We start from the raw sequence: 24,681 nt of genomic DNA on the forward strand, positions 1-24,681 counted from the left end.
CAATCTAGCCCTCCCGTTTTATTGTTTCAGGTAGCCCTTGGCTACTAGTAATTTACGTAAATCTAACATGGCGGTATAGGTAGCCAAGATATGAATATGTGGTGTCGTGCTCGCTTCAATAGCCGCAACAACCGCCTCAAGACTATCTAACTCATGGATGCGTTCTGAATCAAGTCCTGCTACTTCAAGACGCTTGGTCATATCCTTAACCCGCATCCCTGCTGTATAAACTTCTTGAATTGGGAAATCAACCATCTGTTCATAATGACCATCCCAAATCCAGCTGACATCTGTTCCATCTGCATAGCGGTTATTGAGAATGGCCACTAAGTTATAAGGCTCTGGATCCAATTTAATAAGTGCTAAAACTTGATCCAATCCGACTGGATTCTTAACCAAGTTAAGAAGGACTTTCTTATCCCCTACTTGAAAGAACTCTTGACGGCCGAACACCCGCTCTGCTTGCTTAAAGCCAGCTTCAATGGCCTCAGGAGATACACCAAATTCACGAGCCACACTATAGGCTGCTAGGGCATTATAGATATTATAGAGCCCTGCTACTGGAATAGCATACTCATGCCCTTCAATGACAAAACGAGAATGAGTCAGCGCTAATTCTTCCAGAGCCGTCACGCGATAACTTAAATCTGGACGCTTGAAGCCACAATGCGGGCAATAGTATTTCCCTAAATTGGCATAGGTATTGCTGTGATAGTGAAGGATATGCTGACATTCTGGGCAGAGAATACCATCCGTATTATAGTGGGGCGTTACCTCATGGTCCTCTTCATGATCAAAACCAAAGTATACTCGACGATTAGGCAAAGCCACTGAATTGAAGAGTGGTGAATCCCCATTGGCAATCACAGTTGCTTCTGGCACTTGCTTAGCAGCGTCCGCCATAAGTTTATAGATAGTATAGATTTCACCATAACGGTCCATTTGATCTCGAAAGACGTTGGTGTGGACAAAAGCCTTAGGAGCTAGTGCCCTAACCACGTGTTTAAGGGAGCCCTCATCGACTTCCAGAACGGCTACACCTCGTTGTCCTTTAGGCAAAGCAGGTGCAGACAGGAAGGTGGACACAATCCCTTGCTTCATATTAGAACCTGTTGGATTAGTCAGGATGTGGTCGTAAGACTGAGCTAAGGCGTGTACCGTTAGTGCTGTCGTTAAGGTCTTACCGTTAGTACCAGTAATAATGACGACATCATAGTTCTTTGCCAACTCGGCTAGAAGATTTGGGTCAAGAGCAAGAGCTAATTTACCTGGCAGGCTAGAACCACCACTGGTAAAGGTCGTGAGAGCCCAGCGGGTTAAGCGACCTACTCCGGTCGCTAATTTACTTCGTAAGGTCATAAAGAGACTCCTTCAACTTCAAAATTTTGGATTCATTAAGCTAATAAATAGGCCTGCAGAGGGACCTAATAAGACAAGCGCATCATAGAATTTGAGACGCAAAACTCATTTTCTATTTTATCCCCCTAGCCAGCAAAAAGCAAGGAACGAGGTCCCTGCTTTCTTTGACTCTTTCTCTTAAAATGGCCAGTCAATCGAGCGCCACCAATCACCCACACCACGCACAGCTTCCTTGGTGGTGAAGACAATGTCGTCCCATAGGTTACCCGCATTTTGGTTAACCCATTTAGCGCCCTGATCAATTGTTTCTCCAACGTTATAGTGCTGAACCGCATCAGCAATTGGATTGGAGTCGGTCGTCATTTGCGAAGCCATTTCCAAGCCAAAAGAGGTCTGTGGCGATGCCGACATAAGATTAGTAGTCTGAATAGAGAAGAGCTGGCGCATGCCGTTAGGCATTAAGTCATCCAGTGATTGCTCCCCGGACTTATCTAAGCCTACCCAAGAGGCAATAACAAAATCTGGCGTGTAACCAATCATCCATTTATCACGAGTTTGCATATTGCCATCCGAAACTTCTGTCGACCCTGTTTTACCCGCAATTTGGCCAAAACTAGGTCCGGCTCCATAACCAGTCCCATTACCGCCAAATGTTTCTAACATCATGCTAGTCATATCAGCCGCTACTCGTGGTGTCATCACCATATATTTCGTTGGTCGGGTATTCTGATAGATAATATGGCCACTAGCGTCTTTAATTTGACGAATTAAGTAGCTATCATTACGAATCCCCTTGTTGGCAAAGGCTGCATAGGCACTGGCCATCTGCAAAGGCGATACCCCTTGTCTGAGGGCGCCTAAGGCCAAGGTGAGTTGTTGGTCTTGAGCTTGAATCTTGAGACCAAATTGATCTAATTTTTGCACTGACTTACCAATCCCCAGTTGGTCCATTAAATAGACGGCCGAAGTGTTCTTACTTTGGGCTAAGGCATAATAAAGTGGGACTTGACCAGATGGATCCGTCTGACGATCATAGTTCTCAGGTGCATAATGGTTGTTACCATAGGCTCGTACTTGGTCAGGCACTTGACTATTAATTTTATAACCTGCCTCAAGCGCTGGCTCATAGACCGCCAGTGGCTTGATTGTAGAACCTGGCGAGCGTCTCATGTCAGTTGCCCGGTTAAAACCACGGTGAACGTAATCACCTCGCCCACCGTAGATGGCCATCACACCACCTGTTGAAGGTTCTACCACAACTGAGGCACTCTGTACTAAGGGGGTGCCCGTATTATCATCTGGGAAAATCCCCTGCACTTGATAGGCTGAATCCAATGCATTTTGATATTCAGGATTCAGGTAGGTATAAATCTTATAGCCCTTAGCCAGCAAGTCCGCTTCAGGAATCCCTGTTTCAGCTACCGCCTCATCTAACACTGCATCGAAATAGGCCGGATATTGGTCCTGCTCCTTAGCCACATAGGCATCATGAAGTTCAATACCCGAAGATTTAATTGACTGCGCCGTTTGACTATCAATCACTGACTCCTGTTCCAAGAGACCAACCACTACGTTACGGCGTTCGATTGCCGCCTCGTAGTCATCAATAGGGTTAAAGAGTGATGGCCCTTTGAGAATACCTGTCAGAACCGCTGCCTCATTCCAAGACAGGCTCGCTGCCGAGTGACCAAAATAACGTTGCGAGGCATCTTCGACACCCCAGACCCCATTGCCAAAGTAGGCATGGTTAAGGTACATCTCTAGAATCTGGTCTTTACTGAATTGCTTCTCGACTTCCAAGGCTAGGAAGAATTCCTTAAGCTTACGTTGCAAGGTTTGGTCTAGGGTCAAGAAGGCATTTTTAACCAATTGTTGGGTCAAGGTCGAGCCGCCCCCGCCAGAGGTATTACGATTGATTACAAATCGCACTAGAGCGCGCCCTATCCCTTGGGCATCAAATCCGTTATGCTGATAAAATCGCTTGTCTTCCGTCGCCACCACCGCTTCACGTATAGTAGTAGACATCTGGTCTAAATTTATATAGGTTCCCTTCTGGGCACTCAGTGTCCCAGCTTCTTGGTCATTCTTATCATAGATGGTCGTAACCGTCTTGAGTGCATCTTGTAGCATAGCCACATTGGTCGTCTTAGCGATAAAAACCAGGTAGGTCGACATGACTAGCATGATTGACATGCCGATAAGGATTAACCATTTCCAGCCACGGTAATACCGCCAGATGCCTTTGAAGCCTTGCCAAAGACGGCTTCTAAAACTTGTTTGACTGGCCATTATGATCACCTCATTACTTCATTCATGTCCCTTATTATACTGGAAAATTACGAATTTCTTATGAATTTTGACTGCTAAGCGTGAAAATTTAAGTATTTCTTAGAAAACAACTAATAAGAAAACTTCCCATTATATCATATATGATATAATGGGAAGTTTATTTTTACCTCAAGACCTAAAAAACAGCACCTGAAACCAGGTGCTGACTGTCTAATTCTTAATCTACTAATGCCTTGACGTGGTAGAGTCGACTGGCATAGTCACCCACCAATTGTGGAAAGACATAGAAGCCTACTTGCATCAGTTCTGCCCCGGTAGCGACAAATTCCTGCTCCTCTGATTTCACTTGATAGCGCCTTTCTGGGCACAAGTCCTGTAACTTAAGCACCTGCAAAGGCATGGAAGCTTGAGTTAGAGTCTGAGCCAACAAGACTATTGCCTGATCTTGCTCTGGGCTAACCACCATCCAGGCTGTCAGCTTATCCTGGAAAGGACTTAGCAAGCGACTAAAACGACCAAACTGGAAGAGAGCACGATGTCGCTTGTAGAAGTTCACTTGATGTCGAATGCTTTCAAGTTCTTCTTTTGGCAGTTTGGTTAAATCAAGCTCATAACCAAAATCACCAAAGTAGGCGACCTGAGCCCGAGTCGCGAGAGGGGTCACACGATGTGTCTGATGGTTAGGCACTGCGGACACATGGGCTCCCATGGTGTGCTGTGGCACCATCATAGAGGTCCCGTACTGAATCTTCAGGCGCTCTACAGCATCCGTGTTATCCGACGTCCAGGTTTGTGGCATATAGGCGAGAATACCTAAGTCAAAACGACCTCCCCCGCCTGAACAACTTTCGAATAGAATGTGAGGATAGGCCTTAGTCAACCGTTCCATGAGATCATAGACCCCCAAAGTATAACGATGAGCTACCTGTCCCTGAGCTTGGCTAGGTAAATGTAGAGCATAGACTTCAGTAAGATGACGGTTCATATCCCACTTGATATAGTCAATCGGTACTTGATTCAGGATTTTGCTAATCTGTTGGAATAGGTTATCTCGGACATCTGGATTGGCCATATTCAAGACTAACTGCTGACGACCAGGTGTCAAACTTCGATTGGGTGTCTGGATGGCCCACTCAGGATGCTCTCGAAAGAGATTACTATTTTCTGAAATCATCTCAGGTTCAAACCAGAGTCCAAACTTCATCCCTTTTCCATGGACATAATCCGATAAACCTACCAAGCCCTGTGGCAATTTACTTTCCTGTTCAAACCAATCACCCAGCGAACTATTATCATGGTTACGTTGGCCGAACCAACCATCATCTAGGACGAAGAGTTCAACTCCAAGATCAGCTGCTTGGTCAATCAAGGCATGCAATCTAGGTTGATCAAAGTCAAAATAGGTTGCCTCCCAGTTATTTATGAGAATCGGTCTTTCCACACCACGGAAGCGGCTCGGAATCAAATGCTGACTGACAAAATCATGATAAGCTTGGGATAAGCCATTCAAACCACGATTACTATAAGCCAAGACAACCTGTGGAGTTTGGAAGCTTTCCCCAGGAGCCAACTCCCAATCCATTCCTAGCGATTGAATGCCGGCCTGAAGTCGAATTTGATCATAGGAGTCCATCTGAACAGACATCTCAAAGCTGCCACTGTAAATGAGCTGGGCACCCAAAGCCTGACCTAAATGTTCAGTCGTCTCAGGCGCTACGATAGCCATATAAGGACTCTGGTGGTGGCTGCTCGTTCCTCGTTTACTATCTAGAACTTTAATACCATGATGGATAGCCTCACGCTCCACGAATCGTTCCCGAGCCCAGGTACCGTTTAAGTGGATAAGTTCTGCTTGACGTGGCGATAAATCCAATTGAAAACTGGAAATTTTCTCAATTCGACTTGTCTCACTGCCCTTATTGCAAAGAGTAGCTGACCTCACCACTACTGCCTGCCCCTCAAAAATCGTATAGGACAAGACGAGTTCTAGCGATTTAAGTGTATCTTTTAGATAGAGTTTGAGAGTGACTGCCTCTTGACCTCCATCTACTTTCGCATGAGGGAGACCTTCTAAGTTTGGACTGCCCGCCACAATTTCATGACGGTCATACCGAAAATCACTGACCGTGGAGCCATCAGCATGACGTAAGACTAGGGCCGGGTGCCGGAAATCCCCACGATTATATTGACTATATTCATAAAGCAAATTCCCAACCGAGAAATCACGTACATCTGCTCCAAATTCGACCGATTCCACTTCAAAATCGCGATGAATCCGCGGATAAGCCGCTATGCCACTGTAATGTTCCAAACGCTGGCCAAAATAGAGATGAGTGACATAACCAAAACGTTCCAACTGAATCAGATATGACAGCTTCTGGTTGCGTAGGTGGAAGACTTGTTGACTACTATCGAAAATAACTTCCATTGTTTATGTGCTCCTTTCGAAAAAATGAGTGTCTACGGTTTCCTAATCCCAAGAATAATTGATAAGTAAGTCCTTGTCATAATGAACTTCGTTTAAGCTAACTATAACATGTCATTCCAAACCATCGAATAGCCATATGTCACTTTCTTTATTCGTTTTTAAGACATTCGATAATTTTTGGATATATAATAACGCTTTGGCGAATATAAAAGTTTGACTAAACTTTAAAGCGTTTACTATAATTGAGAAAAGGAGGATTCCTATGAGCCAAGCAGAATTTTATGTCTTCCACAGCAAAACATCTATTGAACTTTACCCTATTCAATTTGGCCGAGAAGCTTGCGCCCCCTTGCATCGCATGGGGCCCACTCAAACCCATAACTATCTCTTCCATTACATTCTATCTGGCCAAGGGCGCTTTTCACTGGTAGGCCAGAAGGCACAAACACTCTCTGCAGGGCAGGGGTTCTTGATGACACCTGACTGCATTTGTGCCTATGAAGCGGATGAATCCGATCCTTGGGCCTATTGTTGGATTGAGTTTAATGGGCTAAAAGCAAAGCACTTCTTACAGGAAGCGGGCTTTAATGCTTCTAATTATCTCTTTAAACCTAAGCAACAGACTGTACAAGATAACATCATGGCACCCCTCATGCAATTGATTAATAACCCTAAGCAACATGAGTCTTTCTTAATCGGCCAACTCTACCTAGTCATGGATGCCCTGATTCGTTATTCTAACCACACCCAACTCATACCCCAGAATGATGTTCACAACTTTTATATTCGCGAGGCCATTCGCTTTATTCAAGATCATTTTGCGGAGTCTATCTCAATTGATGATATAGCACAACATTGCAATCTGAATCGCAATTACTTCAGCAAGTTATTCAAACAGGAAATGGGCTTAACTCCTTCTCAATTTATTCTTAACTACCGCATGAATATTGCCTGTCAATTCCTGACTAATCGTAAGCTATCCATCCAATCTATTGCCCAACAAGTCGGTTATGCCAACCAATTCAACTTCTCGGCCGCCTTTAAAAGAGTCAAAGGATTGGCCCCCTACGATTGGCGCAAGCTCTATGCCTAAAGAAAAAAGCCCGGTTTCCCGGGCTTTTTCTACTTATATTTTTCTTCGAGTTGGGCCATCCACCAACCCATCCCTGTCCCCAAAAGCAGGGTAAGGAAGCAGAGCAGGTATTGGAGCAAGCCAAAGCCAGTGTACTCTCTTGGAATAATCTCAATCGTTGAAGCAAGGACAATCCCAAAAATAAAATGGAAGAAGACACTATAGTGACTACGGAAAATACGCTCAATTAACTTAGAAAGCAAGATAATGGTCGCTAAGCCACCCAAACCAATCGGAATCAGAACGTCTAAGTCTAACTGCTTAAATCCTGTCGCCATTTTCTCATAGAGTCCCATATAAAGGATAAAGTTAGATGGGCTAAGGCCAGGCACTAGGATCCCTAAAGCAATCAACGCCCCGGAGATAAACCAAGAAATGAAGTTAGCCTCGACTTGACCATTAAAGAGATGGCTACCAAACTGTAAAAGCACAATCCCAAAGATAAAAGATCCAGCCAAGACCCATAAGTCCTTGTGGCTGCGCCCTTCTTTACCAGCTTCCCGCCAAAGAGCAGGTGCGGATCCTAGGATACAGCCGACAAAGAACCAAGAAACAATAGTAGCATAGTTAGCTAATAGGTAGCTGACCCCAAAGGAAAAGAGAACAATACCGAAAAGCGCCCCAAGTCCTACCGGAATAAAATAAAGAACATTTTCCTTAAAGTTCTTTGTTAAGTTGGCCAAGAAACCAATAATGCGCTCATAGATTCCAAAGATAGCAGCAAGCGCCCCGCCACTAACCCCTGGCACAATAAAGCCAGAGCCAATCAGTATCCCTACCAAAAAGCGATAGAGAAAAGGTTGTTGTTTTTCTTCTTGATTTTCCATCAAATGGAAACCCTCCTTATGCAATCTTTCATTCTAAGCAAATGTCTAAAACCCCTGTTCTCTAGTCTAGCGTGAATTAGCTCAGAATGCAAGGCTGGGGCTAAGTTTGGCGGATATTTTCTTAATTCTAGAAACGACTTCATGACACTTATAAGCAAAAATAGGCAGCCATCAGGCTACCTATTTCTTATTTTTTCAAGATATCCGTCAACTCAATCTGACGTTGACAATGAGCCAAACTTTCCCCTGTGACAATGACTTGCCCTTCTAAATCGAGTGGATTACGTCCCATTGGATTGAAGAGAGCAAAGCCCCAGTCAGTACGCAACATATATTGAGTCATCACCTGCTCAGCGTTTAAGGCCTCTAGCGGCAGGGAGATGGCCGCATCAGCCAAAGGTACTAGACTAGGCAGAGGCAATCCGACTACTGAGCGCACCATGGCTTCATAACAGGACAAGGACATGGCACCTAGGGTAAACATTGCGGCATCCTTAGCCCCTATCTCAACACTATTAATATAAACTACTCCAGCAGACGTCACCAGAAAATCAATGGTCATACAACCTACCAAGGCCAGGGTTTCTACTAAATAGCGCCCCAAGCGGCGGATTTCACGCTCTACTTCTTCATGGAGTTTGACTGGGTAGCGGACCTGAGTGCCGCTCACAGCACTAGATTGAACTTGTTCGAATGGCGGATAGACTAGGAGTTCTCCACGCTCGTTCCGAACGACCGATAAGGAGACCACTTTTTCGCTAGGAATCCAGGCCTCAAGAATACAGGTGCCCAGTGCGATTTTGGCTTGGGCAGCTTCATAGTCAGCCTCGCTATAGAGAATGAGGTGATTGCTCACAGCTTCAATGTGACGTTGCGTATATTTGAGATAGCAAGGAAAGCCAATGAACTCAACTGCTTCCTTGACATCCTCTAGCGATGTCACCATAGCAAAAGGCGCCACTAAGCAACGTTTCTCATCTAGATAGGCTTTTTCGATAAGTCGGTCTGTAGCAATAGCCCGTAGATCTTCTGATAAACTGACATCTGTAATGTCAGCTAAGACCTTAAATGCCAAATTGGATAAGAGCCCAGGCTCTACAATAACGGTATCAATGCGCCCCGCAAAAAAGCGTAAGGTTGCTTCATCATATGCCTCAGCCACTGTCTGCCAGGTGGCAAATTGCCGCACTAAATTTTCAGGATTCAAGACCAAACTAGCTACACGGTAACCTAATTTACCAGCTGCTTGGGCTAGGAGCGCAGCATGGACGCTGGACCCGATGATCCCTACAGTTGCGCCTGGGTAATGTTTCTCTGGCATATCGCTGCCTCCTTCATTTTTCTACCTTACTAGTGTAACACATTTTGTCACTTAAACCCACGAAAAATTATCAACTCATTGATCATATTGGGTTAGCTGCCATTCCTCAATAACCGCAATTAACTTCTCCGCATAGTCTGGATCTGTTGCATAACCAGAAGACTGTAAACCCCTTGCCTGAGACTGGTAGTCCTTAGCCTCTAATACCGCTTGATATTGCTTGGCATTCCAAGTTGTTCCGTAAAAGATCAGTTCCGCGTGCTTAATTAGAGAGTCTTCCCAAGATTTGTAGACTTTGAACCGATCAACGATGGTTACCCACTCATTATTAACAAATTCCTTAGTCTCTAAATCCACTCCATCGGGATCTCCGGCTTCAGCCTTGACCCCGAATAGATTATAGTAATTAGCTGCTAGTTGACTCTGTCCAAAATCTGATTCAACCATAGCTTGTGCCAAGGAAACACTCGCTAAAACGCCATACTGCTTCTGCAAACGTTGAGCAGTAGGAACTAATTTCTGAACAAATGATTCCCGATTGAGGTGTTGCACTTGGTTATTATTCTCCGGCTGACCACCCCGATCTTGAATCACTTGGTAGGTCAAAAATAAAAACAACACAAGTCCAATAGCTAGCAGGGTACCCTTGCCCAATTTCTGGTAAAGGGCTAGACGAAACTTCCGCCAGCGAGTTTTGAGTTTTTTTAAGTTCCAGCCACTACTTGCTTTTTTCTTCTTTGCATAGTAGCTTTTACCTTTTTTGGCCATGGGTCACCTCCTTACTCTATTATTCTCTTGCTAGGTCTTAGAGTTGTCCATTTAGCTGATCATCAAACCACTCTAAGAGTTTAATCTCATCACCTTCAATTTGTTGGCGAATAATTCCTGGCAATCGCAATTCTAAGACATCACTATAGCCCCAGATATGATAATCCGCAATCACTTGTAAAATCATCATATTAGATTTGCGACTAGATGATTCCTCATTAGGTTCACTATGGTGCCATTCCATACGGGCCATTCCTTGATGAATCCAACGGCGGGCAATCTGATACTTTAGGTACTGATATTCTTTGACAGGATTGGCCATGACATCACTCAGACGTTCAGCGTTACGAACGACTTTTTGCACGAGCATCCATTCGTAATCAGTGAAGAGAGTTGATAAGATTTTAACATTCTCATATTTGAGACCTTGCTCCCCTTTTTTGAAGCGATCCCAACTCTGGGCACTGATGCCGAGTTTATCTGTATAAAAGGCCTTCTCCGTTACATATTTTTCTTTGACGGCATTGAGCACAATACTGATAAGGGCTTGGTTCATTTTTATCACCTCGTTAATGGATTACTTGCCTTCCATTATACACCTTTTAGGTGAACTATCAAATGGTTTGTCCATAAGTTCTTTTTTTGGTACACTTAAGCCTAAGAAAGTCTACAAAGGAATATAAGCTATATGAAACTAAATTTCGACCCTAAAGCCTTTAAAGTTGGAATGAGAACCTTTAAGACCATGATTGCGGTCGGCTTAACTATTACCCTCTTCGAACTTTTACACCGCCAACCCGCCGTTTTGGCAGCTATCGCAGCCGTTTTTACCCTAAGAACTGAGCATGAGACCTCCGTTAAGTTTGGCCGTATCCGCCTTTTTGGTAATACTCTCGGAGTTATTATTGCTATCTTATTGACACAAATTGCCCTTTGGATGAATCTCCCCTTACCTATCTATCGGGTTTTAGGTGCCAGTTTAGGAATTCTCTTAATCATTGTCTTCTGTAATGCCTTCAACCATCCAGCTAGCGTCATTAATTCGAGTGCAACATTCTTTGTCGTTTTCCTTAATACGCCCAAAGAACACCTTTTAGATTATGGTGCCAATCGAATCTTAGATGCTATCATTGGTTCTGCCATTGCCATTCTGGTTAACCGCCTGTTGCCAAATCCTCAAGCGAAGAAACAGGCTCAGTAGTTTACCGAATCCTTATACCAAAAAGAGCTGAGACAGAATTATTCGTCTCAGCTCTTTTTTTGTATTAATAGTAAAGCCAGGTTCCGCGAGTAGTGTCCCAATACCAACGCCCTTGTCGTGGCGTAGAATCAAGAACGCCGTCACCATCATCATCAAAGTAATCGAAGACTGGAGCTGGTTCCACATTTGGATTGTTAAGCTCAGCCTGAGTAGGTAATTCAGGCCCTGAAGAGCTGCTAGTTGATGAAGAATCGCTGCTTGATGAGCTAGATTCATTAGCAGTAGATTGGCCTAAGTCAAGTTCAGCTAAGGTCTTTACGATTGTCGCAACATTAGCGTTACCAGCTTCACCTTGTCCAGGAGCACCCAGAACTACGACAATCACTGACTTACCATTCATCTCTAAGATAGCGGCATAGTGATGCATAGACCCTACTTGATCAGGTGTTGTCATCTCATAACGACGAGTGACAGTCGTCAAGTCCGCTGGGAACTTAGTAGACACTGGCGTTTTAAGAACTGCTTCCTTAATTGCCGCGCTGACCTTCTCGTTCACCAACTTGTCTTGAGCTAACTGATTAAGCAAGTTAGTCAAATCATAGGCACTTGTTGCCACACCTGTGATATCACCAGAGTCGTTCACACCTAAGTTAGCGCTCATCTTAGTAGAATAGTAGCCTTGACTGTTAAGCCAAATATTTAACTCATTGGCTCCCCCTACTTGTTGAATTAAGTAATTTAAAGCAGTGGCATCTTGAGAAACGACTACTGCATCAATCAACTCTTGGATACTAATCTTAGAGCCGATTGCATGAGTTGACATCGCCGTCTCCCCTGTCCCAATACGCAAGGATTCCTGAATTTCAACTTCGGTTGTCAATTCGAATTTCTTCTCATCAATCAATTGATAAGTCCGAGCTAAAACAAACCAAGCAAAAAGGTTGGAGGCTTCTGTAGACTTGGTACTTGATAAGTAAGGAGCCTTGCTACCTACTTCTTGTAAAGCAAGGATTTGCTTACTGTCCGATTTGAAAGCTGTATCTAAGGCTTTAACTTGGTCTTGGCTTAAGCCTAGATCAGGTGTCTGATAGTCAACTTGATCATTATAGCTTAAGCTATCAGCCTTAATGGCAACATTGACTTTAGTACCTGTCGATTTAGTAATTTGATAGCTTGGATCAACGTAACGTAAGACAAGATTATTGGATTCCTTAACCAAAGAATATTCTGTCAATTCAGTCCCATCAACGGAGAACTTGAAAGTATCACGCGTTAAGTTTTCTAACGGGCGTTCGAAGGTCAGGGTTAAGGTTACAAATGGATAGTTAGAAACATCCACTTTTTTATCTTTGGCCTGCAGACCTGTCGCAGTACTTGCTTCTTCCTTGCTAGATTCTTGCGCCACTTGGCTAGAGGTCGAGGAGGCAGGAGTTTCCGTATTTTGATTACCCCACTTAATCCCGACTGCATTCAAAGCTTGTGGTAAATATTTAGGCAATTCAGGGCCATACAAGAAAGCTAAGAACAAGAGAATAAGCACCGCTACCATTTGTAAGATGCTGAAAATCACTCGCATAAAGCCACTCCGACGTTTTGGTTTGAATTCAGGTACTAATTCCTCGTCTTCATCCTCTGTTTGGAAATCTAAAGACTGACTGACCGCTTCTTGATCAAAATTCTTCAGTTCTTGGGTGTTACGCCAAGCTTCATATTCCATGGTCTCATGCAAATCATCATGAGGCATGACTGCATTTGGATCAAAAGCATCTTCAGCCTGTTGATGTGGTTCCCTTACCACTTTCTTCTCCGTGAAGGAGTAGCCACAACGGGCACAGTGCGTCTTACTTCTGACTGGCTTGCCACAGTTTGGACATTGCATATCTTAAATCCCTCCTCTAATTAGGTTGCTACCTATTCTCTACAATTCTATCATAGAAAAGCTAAAAATTAAAGCGCCTTATCACAATAATTAGCCCTTGGTCCCCTTGGCCAGGACTAATACTTTTAAGTAATCACTGCGCTCATCTTCTGACCGCGGAAAATCCTCTCCCAAGCCAAAATGAGCCAATAGTTCAGCGTCTGGACAAGCTGCCAAGCAATCTGCTTTAAAGTCCTCTAAAGAATAGGCTGAGTGATTGGTAGATAAGACTAATTGACCACCTGGGGCCACCAAACACCAAAGATCTGCCGCAAGCCGGCCATAATCTTTAAGTGCAGAAAAAGTATATTTCTTCGTCCGAGCAAAGCTAGGTGGGTCGCACACAACTTGGTCAAAGGTCAGTCCTTTACGCTTAGCATAGCGGATATAGTCGAAGACATCCATGACACGAATTTCATGCGCTTGACTAGGCGCCTCTATCCCATTCAACGCGAAGTTTTCCTGGGTCTTAGCTAGGCTTCGATTAGCCACATCTACGCTAACAGTTTGGCTTGCGCCCCCCATTGCAGCAGCTACTGAGAAGCCACCTGTATAACTGAAAAGGTTTAGAATTTTCTTACCAGCAGCTCCCTGCATGACATAGTCTCGCACCTGTCGTTGATCCAAGAAGAGTCCGGTCATCCATTCCTGTCCGAGATGGATAGCATAGTGAATGCCATTTTCACGAATAATGACTGGGGCAGGTGCAAGTTGCCCCTCAAGATGGTTAATAGCTTGCTCAGCCACTTGTTGATCAAAGCGCTGAGTTTCATAGATTCCCAAGATGTCGGAAACATGAGCTTTAAGAGCTGATACTAGCTCATCGCGGTAATGATAAATTCCTTGAGAATACCAGTTAAGCTGGATAAATCCTGCATACCAATCCACTGTCACCCCGCCCAATCCATCTCCTTCTCCATTAACTAAGCGAAAGGCAGTTAAGTCTGAACGATTGAAATAGGAATGGCGCTGAGACAAGGCAGCTTGAACCCGTTTCTCCACCCAGTTATCATCTAGTTGACTGTCTCGAGTTAGCAGCCACCCCAGTCCTTTCTGCTGGCGTCCGACTAGCATGAGTCCCAGCCACTCACCTGCTACTGACTTTAAGCCTACTATGCTTCCTTCGGATAGCCGCTCAGCTACTTCTGGCTCAATGACATCAGCAAGACGAATCAGCACCTTGCCTTTTTTCAGCCCTTGACTGACTTTCTTCTTCAATATTAGCATATCCATCTCTAACATTCTCCTTTGATTTCAGCCCAGAATTGTGCCAGGTACTGACGCATAAAGACTGTTCGCTCTTGGGCTAGAGCACGGCCTGAGGCAGTATTCATCAAGTCAGCTAGCTTTAATAATTTCTCATCAAAATGCGCCAGACTGCTCTGATTCTGACGATAATCTTCTTGACTTAATTGGGACAAATCACGAGGAGGCAAGTCATTATAGAGATCATGTCCTCGTGAACCTCCATAATAAAAGGTACGAGCTATGCCAATTGCCCCTAAGGCATCTAGTCGGTCTGCATCCTGTACAATTTGCCCTTCAAGTGATAGAGATTGTTTTTCTTGCAGATTTTTGCTAAAAGACTGACGGTCCATAATTTCTAAAATAGTATCTCGCTCTGGTAAAGTTGCTCCTGCTTGTATTAGAAGCTCTGCTACTTCTCTGCGCGCTTGAGCTGGATTTGATGTCACCTTATCATCAATAACATCATGCAACCAAGCTGCAGCTAGCACAATGGAGGTTTTAATGGGCTGTGATTCAGCCACCATCAAACGCTGAGCATTGGCAACCACACGTTCAAGGTGCTGAATTTCGTGCCCTGTCTTATCTTGTGCCATACGTTGACGCGCAAAAGCTTCAATGATTCCTAAATCCATTCCCCGTCACACTCCTTTCTTGTATTCTAGCATAAGAGTCCTGCTCAAGGCTAGCACCCAGTGTTTACTTGCTTAAGCAGAAAAAATCCCTCAGTCCTTGATAAGAAGGCTGAGGGATTTTGACTAGGCTTTAGTCTTCATCTGTCGCTTGGCGCTTGCGCGTCGCAACTAGGCCGACACTTGCTAAGATGGTCAAGGCCACACCTGAGAAGAAGCTATAGTCTGGGGCTTCACCCGTTGCTGGTAAGAGCCCTTGTGTTTGCACTTCTGGCTCACTTGGAGCGACTGGCACTGGTACAACGGTTGGCACATATTGTGCTGTCACCTTGCGCCCGTTGCGGTCAACCCGAACCACGGTCACACCACTTGCTTGGCCTAAGAAGCCTGCTTCTGGTGTGAAGGTCACAGAACCATCTGGGTTAAGAACATAAGTCCCTTCCCCTGGCACGGTTAATTCAGTTTGACCATTTTCGAAGGTAGCAGGGATGGTTAGATCCACATCCCCTTCAAAGACTGGCGTCCCGGTTTGTTTTTCACCTGGGTAGCCGGTTGAAGTCGTATCTTGTGTCTTCACTTGTCCGTAAACGGTTGGAATGTACTGAATCTTCAGTTCTTTCCCGTTGACATCACGACGGATGACCGTAATTGGACTTGCTTCACCAATAAAGTCTGGCTCTGGCGTGAAGGTCACTTCCCCTGTCTCAGGGTTGACGGTGTAAGTCCCTTGACCTGGTACGGTCACGCTGGTGACCCCACCTTCAAGGTAAGCTGGAACCTTGGTATCCACTTGGCCCTTGAAGTCTGGTAACTTGCTTTGGCTTTGACCCTTCATGCCCTCGCTAGTTACGCTAGCGTTAACTACTGGTGAGTAAGTTGCTTCAGCAGTTGTTCCGTTAACGTCAGTGGCTTGAATGCGGGCTGGGACTGGTTGACCCACATAACCTGGATTTGGTGTGAAGGTCACGGTTCCATCTTGGGCTAAGCTGTAGGTCCCGACTTGCTTGCCATCTTGATCCAAAGCTGGAATAGTGGTGTCAGCCACAGCTTGGCCATTGACCACAAACTTGAGGCTGCCTGGGACTAAGTCAACGGATTGTTCTGTGCCGTTAATATTGGCAGAACCCGGCATAAACTTAACTTGACCTGTTTGGGCTTGGTTAACTACACCTGAAGAGTAATCGTCGTTGGCACCTGGTTTAACTGGAACAACAGTTGCTTGGTAAGTAGCCGTCACTGGGGTGCCGTTCTTATCGACGCGTTTAACCGTCAATTGCGAACCTTGTCCCGTGAAGGTCTTCTCTGGTACAAACTCGATGGAGCCATCTGCTTGGATGGTGTAGACCCCTTCGCCGATAACGGTCTTAGTGGTGGTGCCGTCTTCGAAGGTCATTGGCACGCTGTCATCCATTGGCACAAGAGCAGCACCTGGCGTGAAGACTGGCTTACCTGATTGTTTGTAACCTTGCGCCCCAGTTGAAGTCGCTGGCGTGCTTGTTGGCGTTACCTTGGTCACAGTTGGCGTGTAAGTCGCGGTCACTGGGGTACCGTTCTTATCGACACGTTTAACTGTCACTGGATCTGGACTGCCCACGAATTGTTTGTTTGGCGTGAAGGTGATGGACCCATCTGGATTGATAGAGTACTCCCCTACGCCTGGGACTGACTTGGTGCTTGAACCATCTTCGAAGGTCATTGGCACGCTGTCATCCATTGGCACAATTGGGTCACCTGGGGTGAAGCTTGGCGTACCTGATTGAGGTAGACCTTGTGCTCCTGTTGAAGTGGCTGGAGTGCTGGTTGGCGTTACCTTGGTCACTGTTGGCGTGTAAGTTGCGGTCACTGGGGTGCCGTTCTTGTCTACGCGTTTAACTGTTACTGGGTCTGGGGTCCCTACGTATTGTTTGTCTGGTGTAAAGGTGATAGACCCATCTGGGTTGATAGAGTATTCACCTACGCCTGGTACTGACTTAGTCGTAGAACCATCTTCGAAGGTCATTGGCACGCTGTCATCCATTGGCACAACTGGGTCACCTGGCGTGAAGCTTGGGCTACCTGTTTGTGGTTGACCTTGCAGACCAGTTGAAGTGGCTGGCGTGCTGGTTGGCGTTACCTTGGTCACTGTTGGCGTGTAAGTCGCGGTGACTGGTGTGCCATTCTTGTCTACGCGTTTAACTGTTACTGGGTCTGGGGTCCCTACGTATTGTTTGTCTGGCGTGAAGGTGATAGAGCCATCTGGATTGATGGTGTAGACACCGACGTTTGGCACAGTCTTAGTGCTTGAACCATCTTCAAAGGTCATTGGTACGGTATCATCCATTGGCACCTCTGGCGCCCCTTCTTTGAAGACTGGACTGCCAGTTTGTGGTTGACCTTGCAGACCTGTCGAAGTAGCAGGAGTGCTAGTAGGAGTAACTCGCGTCACTTCTACTTGGTAGTCAGCGGTCACTGGAGTACCGTTCTTGTCTACACGTTTGACTCTTACTGGATCTGGTTTGCCCACAAATTGTTTGTCTGGCGTGAAGGTGATGGAACCATCTGGGTTAATAGAGTATTCACCTACACCTGGGACTGATTTTGTACTTGAACCGTCTTCGAAGGTCATTGGCACGGTGTCGTCCATTGGTACCTCAGGATTACCTGGGGTGAAGGTTGGAGTACCAGTTTGTTTTTGACCTTGAAGGCCAGTTGAGCTGACATCTTCAGAAGTTGGAGTGACTGGTGTCACAGTCGGGGTGTATTGAGCGGTGACTGGCGTACCGTTCTTGTCTACACGTTTAACTACCACTGCTGCTGGTGTTCCAACATATTGTTTTTCAGGTGTGAAGGTGATGGAACCATCTGGATTGATAGAGTATTCACCTACGCCTGGAACTGATTTTGTCGTCTGACCATCATCGAAGGTCATTGGGCTATCCATATCGATTGGAACCGCTGGGTCACCTGGTGTAAAGCTTGGGGTACCTGATTGTGGTAAGCCTTGAGCCCCTGTTGATGCAGCATCTTGGCTGGTTGGAGTGACTCTTGTGACGGTTGGTGTGTAGTTGGCAGTGACTGGCGTGCCGTTCTTATCCACACGTTTAACCATTACTGGTGCTGGAGTGCCTACATATTGTTTGTCTGGTGTGAAGGTGATGGTGCCATCTGGATTGATAGAGTATTCACCTACGCCTGGAACTGATTTTGTACTTGAACCGTCTTCGAAGGTCATTGGGCTATCCAAATCAATTGGCACTGCTGGGTCACCTGGGGTGAAAACTGGCGTACCCGTTTGTGGAACCCCTTGAACTCCGGTTGAGGTGTCATCCTTACTTGTTGGGGTTACCTTGGTTACAGTTGGCGTGTATTGAGCGGTTACTTCCGTCCCGTTCTTATCCACACGTTTAACAGTAACAGGTGCTGGAGTCCCGACGTATTGCTTGTCTGGGGTGAAGGTGATGGAACCATCTGGATTGATAGAGTATTCACCCACTCCAGGAACGATCTTCTTAGGTTGCCCGTCTTCGAAGGTCATTGGGCTATCCAAATCAATTGGCACTGCTGGGTCACCTGGGGTGAAGACTGGCGTACCTGTTTGTGGAATCCCTTGAACACCGGTTGAGGTGTCATCCTTACTTGTTGGGGTTACCTTGGTTACAGTTGGCGTGTAAGTTGCGGTTACTTCTGTCCCGTTCTTATCCACACGTTTAACTGTCACTGGGGCCGGAGTCCCAACATACTGCTTATCTGGCGTGAAGGTGATGGAACCATCTGGGTTGATAGAGTATTCACCCACATTTGGAACCTTCTTAGTGCTTGAACCATCTTCGAAGGTCATTGGTTTCGTATCATCAAGTGGTACTAAAGGATCACCGGCAGTGAAGGTTGGGGTACCCTTTTGAGGTTGGCCTTGAACACCTTCTGAAGTGTCATTGGTGCTAGTTGGCGTTACTCTCGTCACTGTTGGCGTGTACTTAGCAGTCACTTCAGTTCCGTTCTTATCGACACGTTTTACAACTACTGGGTCTGGCGTACCAACATATTGCTTGTCTGGTGTAAAGGTGATGGAGCCATCTGGGTTGATGGAGTATTCACCTACACCAGGTACAGTCTTAGTAGGTTGACCGTCTTCAAAGGTCATTGGGCTGTCTAAGTCGATTGGTACTGCCTTGTCGCCAGGTGTAAAGACTGGGGTACCAGTTTGTGGTTGACCTTGGACACCAGTCGAGGTGTCATCCTTACTTGTTGGGGTCACCTTGGTCACAGTTGGCGTGTAAGTCGCAGTTACTTCGGTACCGTTCTTATCAACACGTTTAACCGTTACTGGCGCTGGAGTCCCGACATACTGCTTATCTGGCGTGAAGGTGATGGAACCATCTGGATTGATGGTGTAGACACCGACGTTTGGCACAGTCTTAGTGCTTGAACCATCTTCGAAGGTCATCGGCTTGCTGTCATCGATTGGTACCAATGGATTGCCTTCGGTAAAGGTTGGCGTACCTTTTTGTGGTTGCCCCTGAATGCCACTAGACTCAGCGTTAGTGCTAGTTGGAGTTACTCGCGTTACGGTTGGCGTGTACTTCGCAGTCACTTCCGTGCCGTTCTTGTCGACACGTTTCACAACTACTGGGTCTGGGGTACCAACGTATTGTTTATCTGGTGTGAAAGTGATGGAGCCATCTGGATTGATGGTGTAGACGCCGACACCTTGTACTGTCTTAGTAGGTTGACCGTCTTCGAAGGTCATTGGACTATCCAAGTCGATTGGCACTTCTGGATTACCTGGTGAGAAGGTTGGTGTTCCCTTTTGTGGTTGGCCTTGTACACCTTCTGAGGTGTCATCCGTGCTAGTTGGCGTTACCTTGGTTACCGTTGGAGTGTAGGTCGCGGTTACTTCGGTACCGTTCTTGTCCACACGCTTAACAGTGACTGGGTCTGGTGTGCCGACATATTGTTTGTCTGGCGTGAAGGTAATCGTACCATCAGACTCAATGACATAAGTCCCAACATTTGGTACTTTCTTAGTGCTTGAACCGTCTTCGAAAGTCATTGGCTTAGAGTCATCAAGTGGAACAAGTGGGTCGCCAGCAGTGAAGGTTGGTGTACCTTTTTGTGGCTTTCCTTGGATTCCGCTCGATTCAGAATTAGTGCTTATTGGCGTTACCTTAGTTACAGTAGGCGTGTAAGTAGCGGTTACTTCTGTTCCGTTCTTGTCCACACGTTTAACTGTCACTGGGGCCGGAGTCCCAACATATTGCTTCTCTGGGGTAAAGGTGATAGAACCATCTGGGTTGATAGAGTATTCACCCACATTTGGAACCTTCTTAGTGCTTGAACCATCTTCAAAGGTCATTGGTTTCGTATCATCAAGTGGTACTAAAGGATCACCTGCAGTGAAAGTAGGTGTTCCTTTTTGAGGTTGCCCTTGTACACCTTCTGACGTGTCATTAGTACTGGTTGGGGTTACCTTGGTTACAGTCGGTGTATAAGTAGCGGTTACTGGCGTACCATTCTTATCCACACGCTTAACTGTCACTGGGGCTGGTGTCCCAACATACTGTTTCTCTGGGGTGAAGGTAATGGAGCCATCTGGATTGATGGTGTAGACGCCGACGTTTGGCACAGTCTTAGTGCTTGAACCATCTTCGAAGGTCATTGGTTTCGTATCATCAAGTGGTACTAAAGGATCACCAGCTTTGAAGGTCGGTGTTCCTTTTTGAGGTTGACCTTGTACACCGTTTGATTCAGCGTTGGTGCTAGTTGGGGTTACTTGCGTAACGTTTGGCTGATAAACTGCATCTGCCGTAGAACCATTGCTGTCTGTTACACGAAGGCGTGCAGGAGTAGGAGTCCCATAGAAATCTGGAGCTGGTTGGAAGCTGATTTCACCATTTGGTTTAACTGTATAGGTTCCTTGTACCTTGCCACTCGCGTCGCTAACTGTCAAGGTATTACCTTGTTGAACTTGCCCATCCACTACGAATTGTGGCCCAGCTGGGTTCAATGGAACTGTTTGAGTTTGGTTATTAACAGTTGCTTGACCCGGCGTGAAATTAAGTTGGCTAGTTTGGAGTTGCCCTTGAAGCCCAGTAGTCTGAGTATCTTGGCCTGTAGGAGTTGCAGCCTTGACATCGGCTTGGTAAGTAGCAGTTACTTCTGTCCCGTTCTTATCCACACGTTTAACAGTTTCAGGATTTGGACGACCAGTATAGCCAGGAAGTGGTTGGAAGGTTACACGACCTGTATTATCCACTGTATAAGTCCCAACACCTGGAACTTCCTTAGTTGATTTACCATTGTCAAAGGTTGGCGCAACGGCTTCATCAATTGGCACACGGCTATCGCCTGGAGTGAAGACTAGGTTGCCGGATTGCTCAGCCCCTTGAATACCTTCAGAGCTTGCGTTCTGACCTGTTGGTACAACTGGCGTCACCTTCGGTTGGTAAGTCGCTCGGTGAGGTTGCCCAGAAGCATCATTTACTTGTAAATTAACTGGATCTACCGTCCCAACAAATGACTTGTTTGGAGTGAAAGTTACGCGACCTGTTGCTGGATCTAAGTTAAAGGTCCCGACTTCCTTACCACCAGAAGTTGCTGGAATACTTGTTCCTGATACAGGATTACCCTCAGCATCTAAGAAAGTAGCTGGATTGCTAGCCGATGGCTGAACAGGAGTGTTGGCTGGATCCCCATCATTAAAGACGATGTCTTTTTCTTGTGGTAAACCTTGTGCGTCGGTTGAAACGTTCTCAGTATGCTTCAATACATTTGGAACATAACGAGCGTCCATAGTATTGAGCGTATCACTTACATGTGCTTCTGAATTGTTCTTAGCGGTCCAGTTAGTGTCTGATCCGTTGGTATCAAAACGACGAATATTAATCCCTGCTGCTTTACCAGTAAAACCTGCCGCAGGCTCAAAAACAACATTAACGTCAGCGCCATCTGCGGTCACTTTATAGCGTCCTTCTGTCGTAGTATACCATCCCTCACCATTTGGTGTTAGGGTCTGCCCTGTATTATCTAAAACGATTGGTGCTTTGTTGGTGTCAATGGCTGCTTTGGCATTCTCATCGTTCTTATCAACACCACGAGGAGTAAAGTGAAGGGTTGCTTTTTGTTGTTGATCTTGTAAACCAAAAGTCTCCTTCTTCTCACCTTTTGGTGGATAGGTTAAGAGCACTTCTAAGTCCTCTACTTCCCCACTAAATGCTGTTCCAGTAGGTTTTTCAATATCCCCTTGGTTCAAGGCAATACGAATACGCATCCCAATCTTGTTCACCTGATCATTGGTCATCGGCGGATGATTTCTAAAGTTAACAGTGAAGTCTCCTTCACCCGTTACTTCAGTGAAATCACTGGCTTCATTATCATCGAACTTTCCGTTTTGGTTGAAGTCCATCCAAGCACGAACATATGCCTTGGCATTGCCATTGGCATTTGCGTGGAAACGAACAGAGTAATTCCCGTCACGAAGACGATCTGCCCGGAAAAGATTGTGAGTCTGATTAACTAAATCATCAGGCAAGAGTTGCTTGATACCCTCATCGGCGTGGTCTGTATTATCATCGTGAGTCCAATCACCGCCAGAAGACGTGTCAATATCTGCTGCCACACGACCAAGGTATGGTTGTGGATTTCTAGCACCTGTCTCCGCATCATAACCAGAAATTGTGTGAACAGCCTTACCATAAGACTCAGGCGCATCCCCTTCATCGACAACCATAAACCCAATCATGGCTGCTTGTTGACCAGAAGAAGCAATATAGATTCCTACTTCTGAGGCACCACGCGTCATAACAATTGGTACAGTATTACGTTTAGAGGTGTTAGGACCAAACACTTGAGAGCCTAACCCTCCCGTTCTTTGATCTGGATTGGTATAAGAATACCAATGTACACCACTACCATCATTCCCGATATATTGGCCATCTGTATTAGGTTGTATTGGCGCATAAGTCTCTGTAATTTCAGTTCCATTTGGCGAGACACGCTTCCATTCGGCTAAATGTTCCCATCCTTGACCATTAGTGGTAAAGATAGCATATTCACCTGGGTTAGCTTCTTCACCATCGGCCATGACTACTGTCGCCTTAACTGGCTTACCAAGATAGGTCGCTTCAACCTTGAAAGTCACCCCATAGTTAGCAGCATTTTTAGGCACCTGTAACTGAGTTTTACGGCCCTTGGTATCAATTCCCTGTTCTTTAATAGCTGTCCATCTATTCTGGGGCGCCCCAATAATCTTAGGTCGATAGTCATCACCTTTGTTCTGCTGATCCGAATATTCTCCAGTATAAGGCAACCAGGTATTCTTGGCATTTGGATCATAACTATCTTTGTACTCAGTTCCCTTCACACGGTCACGGTAGATTTCCGTTGAGTGAAACGGCTTCAAGGAAGTAACAGTCAGCTTAATCCGATAACCTGGCGAAATTTCTTTTTCGTAGACCGTGCCGACTTGGAAAGCGCCATTAGCATCAAGATTAGTCAATGAGCTAGGATCGCTGAAGTCTAACCAGTTAATTTGTTTCATTAAATCTGCTGGACGCTTCTTCTCTGAATCCGCTAAAGTAGGTTTCGCAATTGTGCTATTAGGATCACCATCCCGTAAACCGGTAGGTGTAGCATCTCGTCGTACACGACGAGAACGGCTAGGTTGAGTTACCTCAGTATTTGCCGTTGGTTGTTCTGAACTGGTCGCAGGGCTCGTTGCCGCTGGTTGAGCAGGTGCTGCCGGTGTTGCTGAATTTTCAGAACTCGCTTGAGCAGCTTGGTCCTCCTTGTTAGCAGGCTCTTCCTTCTGACTTGACGACTCAGCAGCTGATGATTCAGATGCTGCCGGTGCGCTTGCTTGGTCTGATGAAGCTGAGCTAGCAGGTGTTGCGTCTGCCGCTTGATCCGGACTGGCCGCTTGGACTGCCGGTTGATGACTTGTCTCTGACGCTACTTCGTGATCTAAACTGGTTGTAGTCACATTATCTTGACTTTCAGCTTGAACCGCTGCGCCATTAGCGAAATAAATACCGCAGGCTACAGCAACTGAGGCCGCCCCGAAGCTAAACTTTTTAATCGCATAGCGCGTGACTTTTTCGCCTTGTTTTTGCTGATTCATCTGCCGATTATTCTTACTAAACATAGACTGACTCCTCCAATAAAAAATATATGATGAAAGAAGCAAACTAACAAGGAGGTTTTTCTCAGAGAGAATCTGCACACCAAGGTAATTGGAGCCAAGGTAATGCCCTTGCTAACTTGCTTCGTTCACTTCGTCAACTATTATAGTATATGCCGAATGAAATTGCACGATGTTTTTTTGAAAATTTGACCCTAATCATTTAATAATCATTTTATTGACAACTATAATTTTTTAAAAAGTCTGATTAATCTTCTTAGAGCCCGCTAATATGACACTTTATCGGAGGAGTTCAGGCTAAAAACAAGATCATAATATCTACTTATTAAAGCTTATATCCTAGCTATATTATAAGACATGATTAGATAAAATAATCACTTGTCTAGTCCTTTTGTTACTTTATATCTGCTTATTAGTCATCTTTCACAAAAACTAATTTTTTCTTA

13 protein-coding genes are annotated in these 24,681 nt (G+C 45.5%); 2 read left to right on the top strand and 11 right to left on the bottom strand.

Annotated elements, in window-relative coordinates:
- Nucleotides 1-18: 18 nt before the first annotated feature.
- The 3 genes from GCWU000182_RS02190 to GCWU000182_RS02200 all read right to left on the bottom strand — a co-directional run bounded on the left by GCWU000182_RS02190 (nucleotide 19) and on the right by GCWU000182_RS02200 (nucleotide 6,076).
- Complete coding sequence (locus GCWU000182_RS02190) at nucleotides 19-1,359, bottom strand: Mur ligase family protein (protein ID WP_023391104.1); 1,341 nt, start codon at nucleotides 1,357-1,359, stop codon at nucleotides 19-21.
- Nucleotides 1,360-1,536: 177 nt separating this feature from the next.
- Nucleotides 1,537-3,648 (bottom strand): transglycosylase domain-containing protein, encoded by a 2,112-nt coding sequence (locus GCWU000182_RS02195; protein WP_023391105.1) that lies wholly within the window; start codon nucleotides 3,646-3,648, stop codon nucleotides 1,537-1,539.
- A gap of 217 nt (nucleotides 3,649-3,865) precedes the next feature.
- On the bottom strand, nucleotides 3,866-6,076 hold the full coding sequence (locus tag GCWU000182_RS02200; RefSeq protein WP_023391106.1) for an alpha-galactosidase: 2,211 nt from the start codon (nucleotides 6,074-6,076) through the stop codon (nucleotides 3,866-3,868).
- A 262-nt stretch (nucleotides 6,077-6,338) separates the two neighbouring features.
- Between GCWU000182_RS02200 and GCWU000182_RS02205 the strand changes: the two genes are divergently transcribed.
- Complete coding sequence (locus GCWU000182_RS02205) at nucleotides 6,339-7,169, top strand: AraC family transcriptional regulator (protein WP_023391107.1); 831 nt, start codon at nucleotides 6,339-6,341, stop codon at nucleotides 7,167-7,169.
- 29 nt (nucleotides 7,170-7,198) lie between these two features.
- Here GCWU000182_RS02205 and GCWU000182_RS02210 read toward each other — a convergent pair whose 3' ends face one another.
- The 4 genes from GCWU000182_RS02210 to GCWU000182_RS02225 all read right to left on the bottom strand — a co-directional run bounded on the left by GCWU000182_RS02210 (nucleotide 7,199) and on the right by GCWU000182_RS02225 (nucleotide 10,680).
- Nucleotides 7,199-8,035, bottom strand: coding sequence for a DUF368 domain-containing protein (locus tag GCWU000182_RS02210; protein WP_023391108.1), 837 nt, complete (start codon nucleotides 8,033-8,035; stop codon nucleotides 7,199-7,201).
- A 187-nt stretch (nucleotides 8,036-8,222) separates the two neighbouring features.
- Nucleotides 8,223-9,356: an ATP-grasp domain-containing protein gene (locus GCWU000182_RS02215; protein ID WP_023391109.1), complete on the bottom strand. Its 1,134-nt coding sequence runs from the start codon at nucleotides 9,354-9,356 to the stop codon at nucleotides 8,223-8,225.
- 75 nt (nucleotides 9,357-9,431) lie between these two features.
- On the bottom strand, nucleotides 9,432-10,124 hold the full coding sequence (locus tag GCWU000182_RS02220) for a glycoside hydrolase family 73 protein (protein WP_023391110.1): 693 nt from the start codon (nucleotides 10,122-10,124) through the stop codon (nucleotides 9,432-9,434).
- A gap of 37 nt (nucleotides 10,125-10,161) precedes the next feature.
- Nucleotides 10,162-10,680, bottom strand: a complete 519-nt coding sequence (locus GCWU000182_RS02225; RefSeq protein ID WP_023391111.1) for a hypothetical protein — start codon at nucleotides 10,678-10,680, stop codon at nucleotides 10,162-10,164.
- Nucleotides 10,681-10,812: 132 nt separating this feature from the next.
- On the opposite strand from GCWU000182_RS02225, the gene GCWU000182_RS02230 reads away from it, so the two are divergent.
- Entirely contained in the window at nucleotides 10,813-11,325 is a 513-nt protein-coding gene (locus GCWU000182_RS02230; RefSeq protein ID WP_023391112.1) for an FUSC family protein, read from the top strand.
- A gap of 64 nt (nucleotides 11,326-11,389) precedes the next feature.
- Here the strand turns inward: GCWU000182_RS02230 and GCWU000182_RS02235 are convergent, their stop codons facing one another.
- From GCWU000182_RS02235 to GCWU000182_RS02250, 4 genes are all read right to left on the bottom strand, one after another.
- Nucleotides 11,390-13,204: a serine hydrolase gene (locus tag GCWU000182_RS02235; RefSeq protein ID WP_035363929.1), complete on the bottom strand. Its 1,815-nt coding sequence runs from the start codon at nucleotides 13,202-13,204 to the stop codon at nucleotides 11,390-11,392.
- A gap of 90 nt (nucleotides 13,205-13,294) precedes the next feature.
- Complete coding sequence (locus GCWU000182_RS02240; protein ID WP_035363930.1) at nucleotides 13,295-14,476, bottom strand: class I SAM-dependent rRNA methyltransferase; 1,182 nt, start codon at nucleotides 14,474-14,476, stop codon at nucleotides 13,295-13,297.
- Nucleotides 14,477-14,478: 2 nt separating this feature from the next.
- Nucleotides 14,479-15,123, bottom strand: a complete 645-nt coding sequence (locus tag GCWU000182_RS02245; RefSeq protein WP_023391115.1) for an HD domain-containing protein — start codon at nucleotides 15,121-15,123, stop codon at nucleotides 14,479-14,481.
- Between the two features lie 130 nt (nucleotides 15,124-15,253).
- On the bottom strand, nucleotides 15,254-24,238 hold the full coding sequence (locus tag GCWU000182_RS02250; RefSeq protein WP_023391116.1) for a CshA/CshB family fibrillar adhesin-related protein: 8,985 nt from the start codon (nucleotides 24,236-24,238) through the stop codon (nucleotides 15,254-15,256).
- Nucleotides 24,239-24,681: the final 443 nt, after the last annotated feature.

It is taken from the genome of Abiotrophia defectiva ATCC 49176, assembly GCF_000160075.2.
Taxonomy (GTDB): domain Bacteria; phylum Bacillota; class Bacilli; order Lactobacillales; family Aerococcaceae; genus Abiotrophia; species Abiotrophia defectiva.

Coding starts and splice junctions, on each gene's coding strand:
- GCWU000182_RS02190 (WP_023391104.1), bottom strand. CDS start 1,359: ATGACCTTACGAAGTAAATTAGCGACCGGAGTAGGTCGCTTAACCCGC.
- GCWU000182_RS02195 (WP_023391105.1), bottom strand. CDS start 3,648: ATGGCCAGTCAAACAAGTTTTAGAAGCCGTCTTTGGCAAGGCTTCAAA.
- GCWU000182_RS02200 (WP_023391106.1), bottom strand. CDS start 6,076: ATGGAAGTTATTTTCGATAGTAGTCAACAAGTCTTCCACCTACGCAAC.
- GCWU000182_RS02205 (WP_023391107.1), top strand. CDS start 6,339: ATGAGCCAAGCAGAATTTTATGTCTTCCACAGCAAAACATCTATTGAA.
- GCWU000182_RS02210 (WP_023391108.1), bottom strand. CDS start 8,035: ATGGAAAATCAAGAAGAAAAACAACAACCTTTTCTCTATCGCTTTTTG.
- GCWU000182_RS02215 (WP_023391109.1), bottom strand. CDS start 9,356: ATGCCAGAGAAACATTACCCAGGCGCAACTGTAGGGATCATCGGGTCC.
- GCWU000182_RS02220 (WP_023391110.1), bottom strand. CDS start 10,124: ATGGCCAAAAAAGGTAAAAGCTACTATGCAAAGAAGAAAAAAGCAAGT.
- GCWU000182_RS02225 (WP_023391111.1), bottom strand. CDS start 10,680: ATGAACCAAGCCCTTATCAGTATTGTGCTCAATGCCGTCAAAGAAAAA.
- GCWU000182_RS02230 (WP_023391112.1), top strand. CDS start 10,813: ATGAAACTAAATTTCGACCCTAAAGCCTTTAAAGTTGGAATGAGAACC.
- GCWU000182_RS02235 (WP_035363929.1), bottom strand. CDS start 13,204: ATGCAATGTCCAAACTGTGGCAAGCCAGTCAGAAGTAAGACGCACTGT.
- GCWU000182_RS02240 (WP_035363930.1), bottom strand. CDS start 14,476: ATGGATATGCTAATATTGAAGAAGAAAGTCAGTCAAGGGCTGAAAAAA.
- GCWU000182_RS02245 (WP_023391115.1), bottom strand. CDS start 15,123: ATGGATTTAGGAATCATTGAAGCTTTTGCGCGTCAACGTATGGCACAA.
- GCWU000182_RS02250 (WP_023391116.1), bottom strand. CDS start 24,238: ATGTTTAGTAAGAATAATCGGCAGATGAATCAGCAAAAACAAGGCGAA.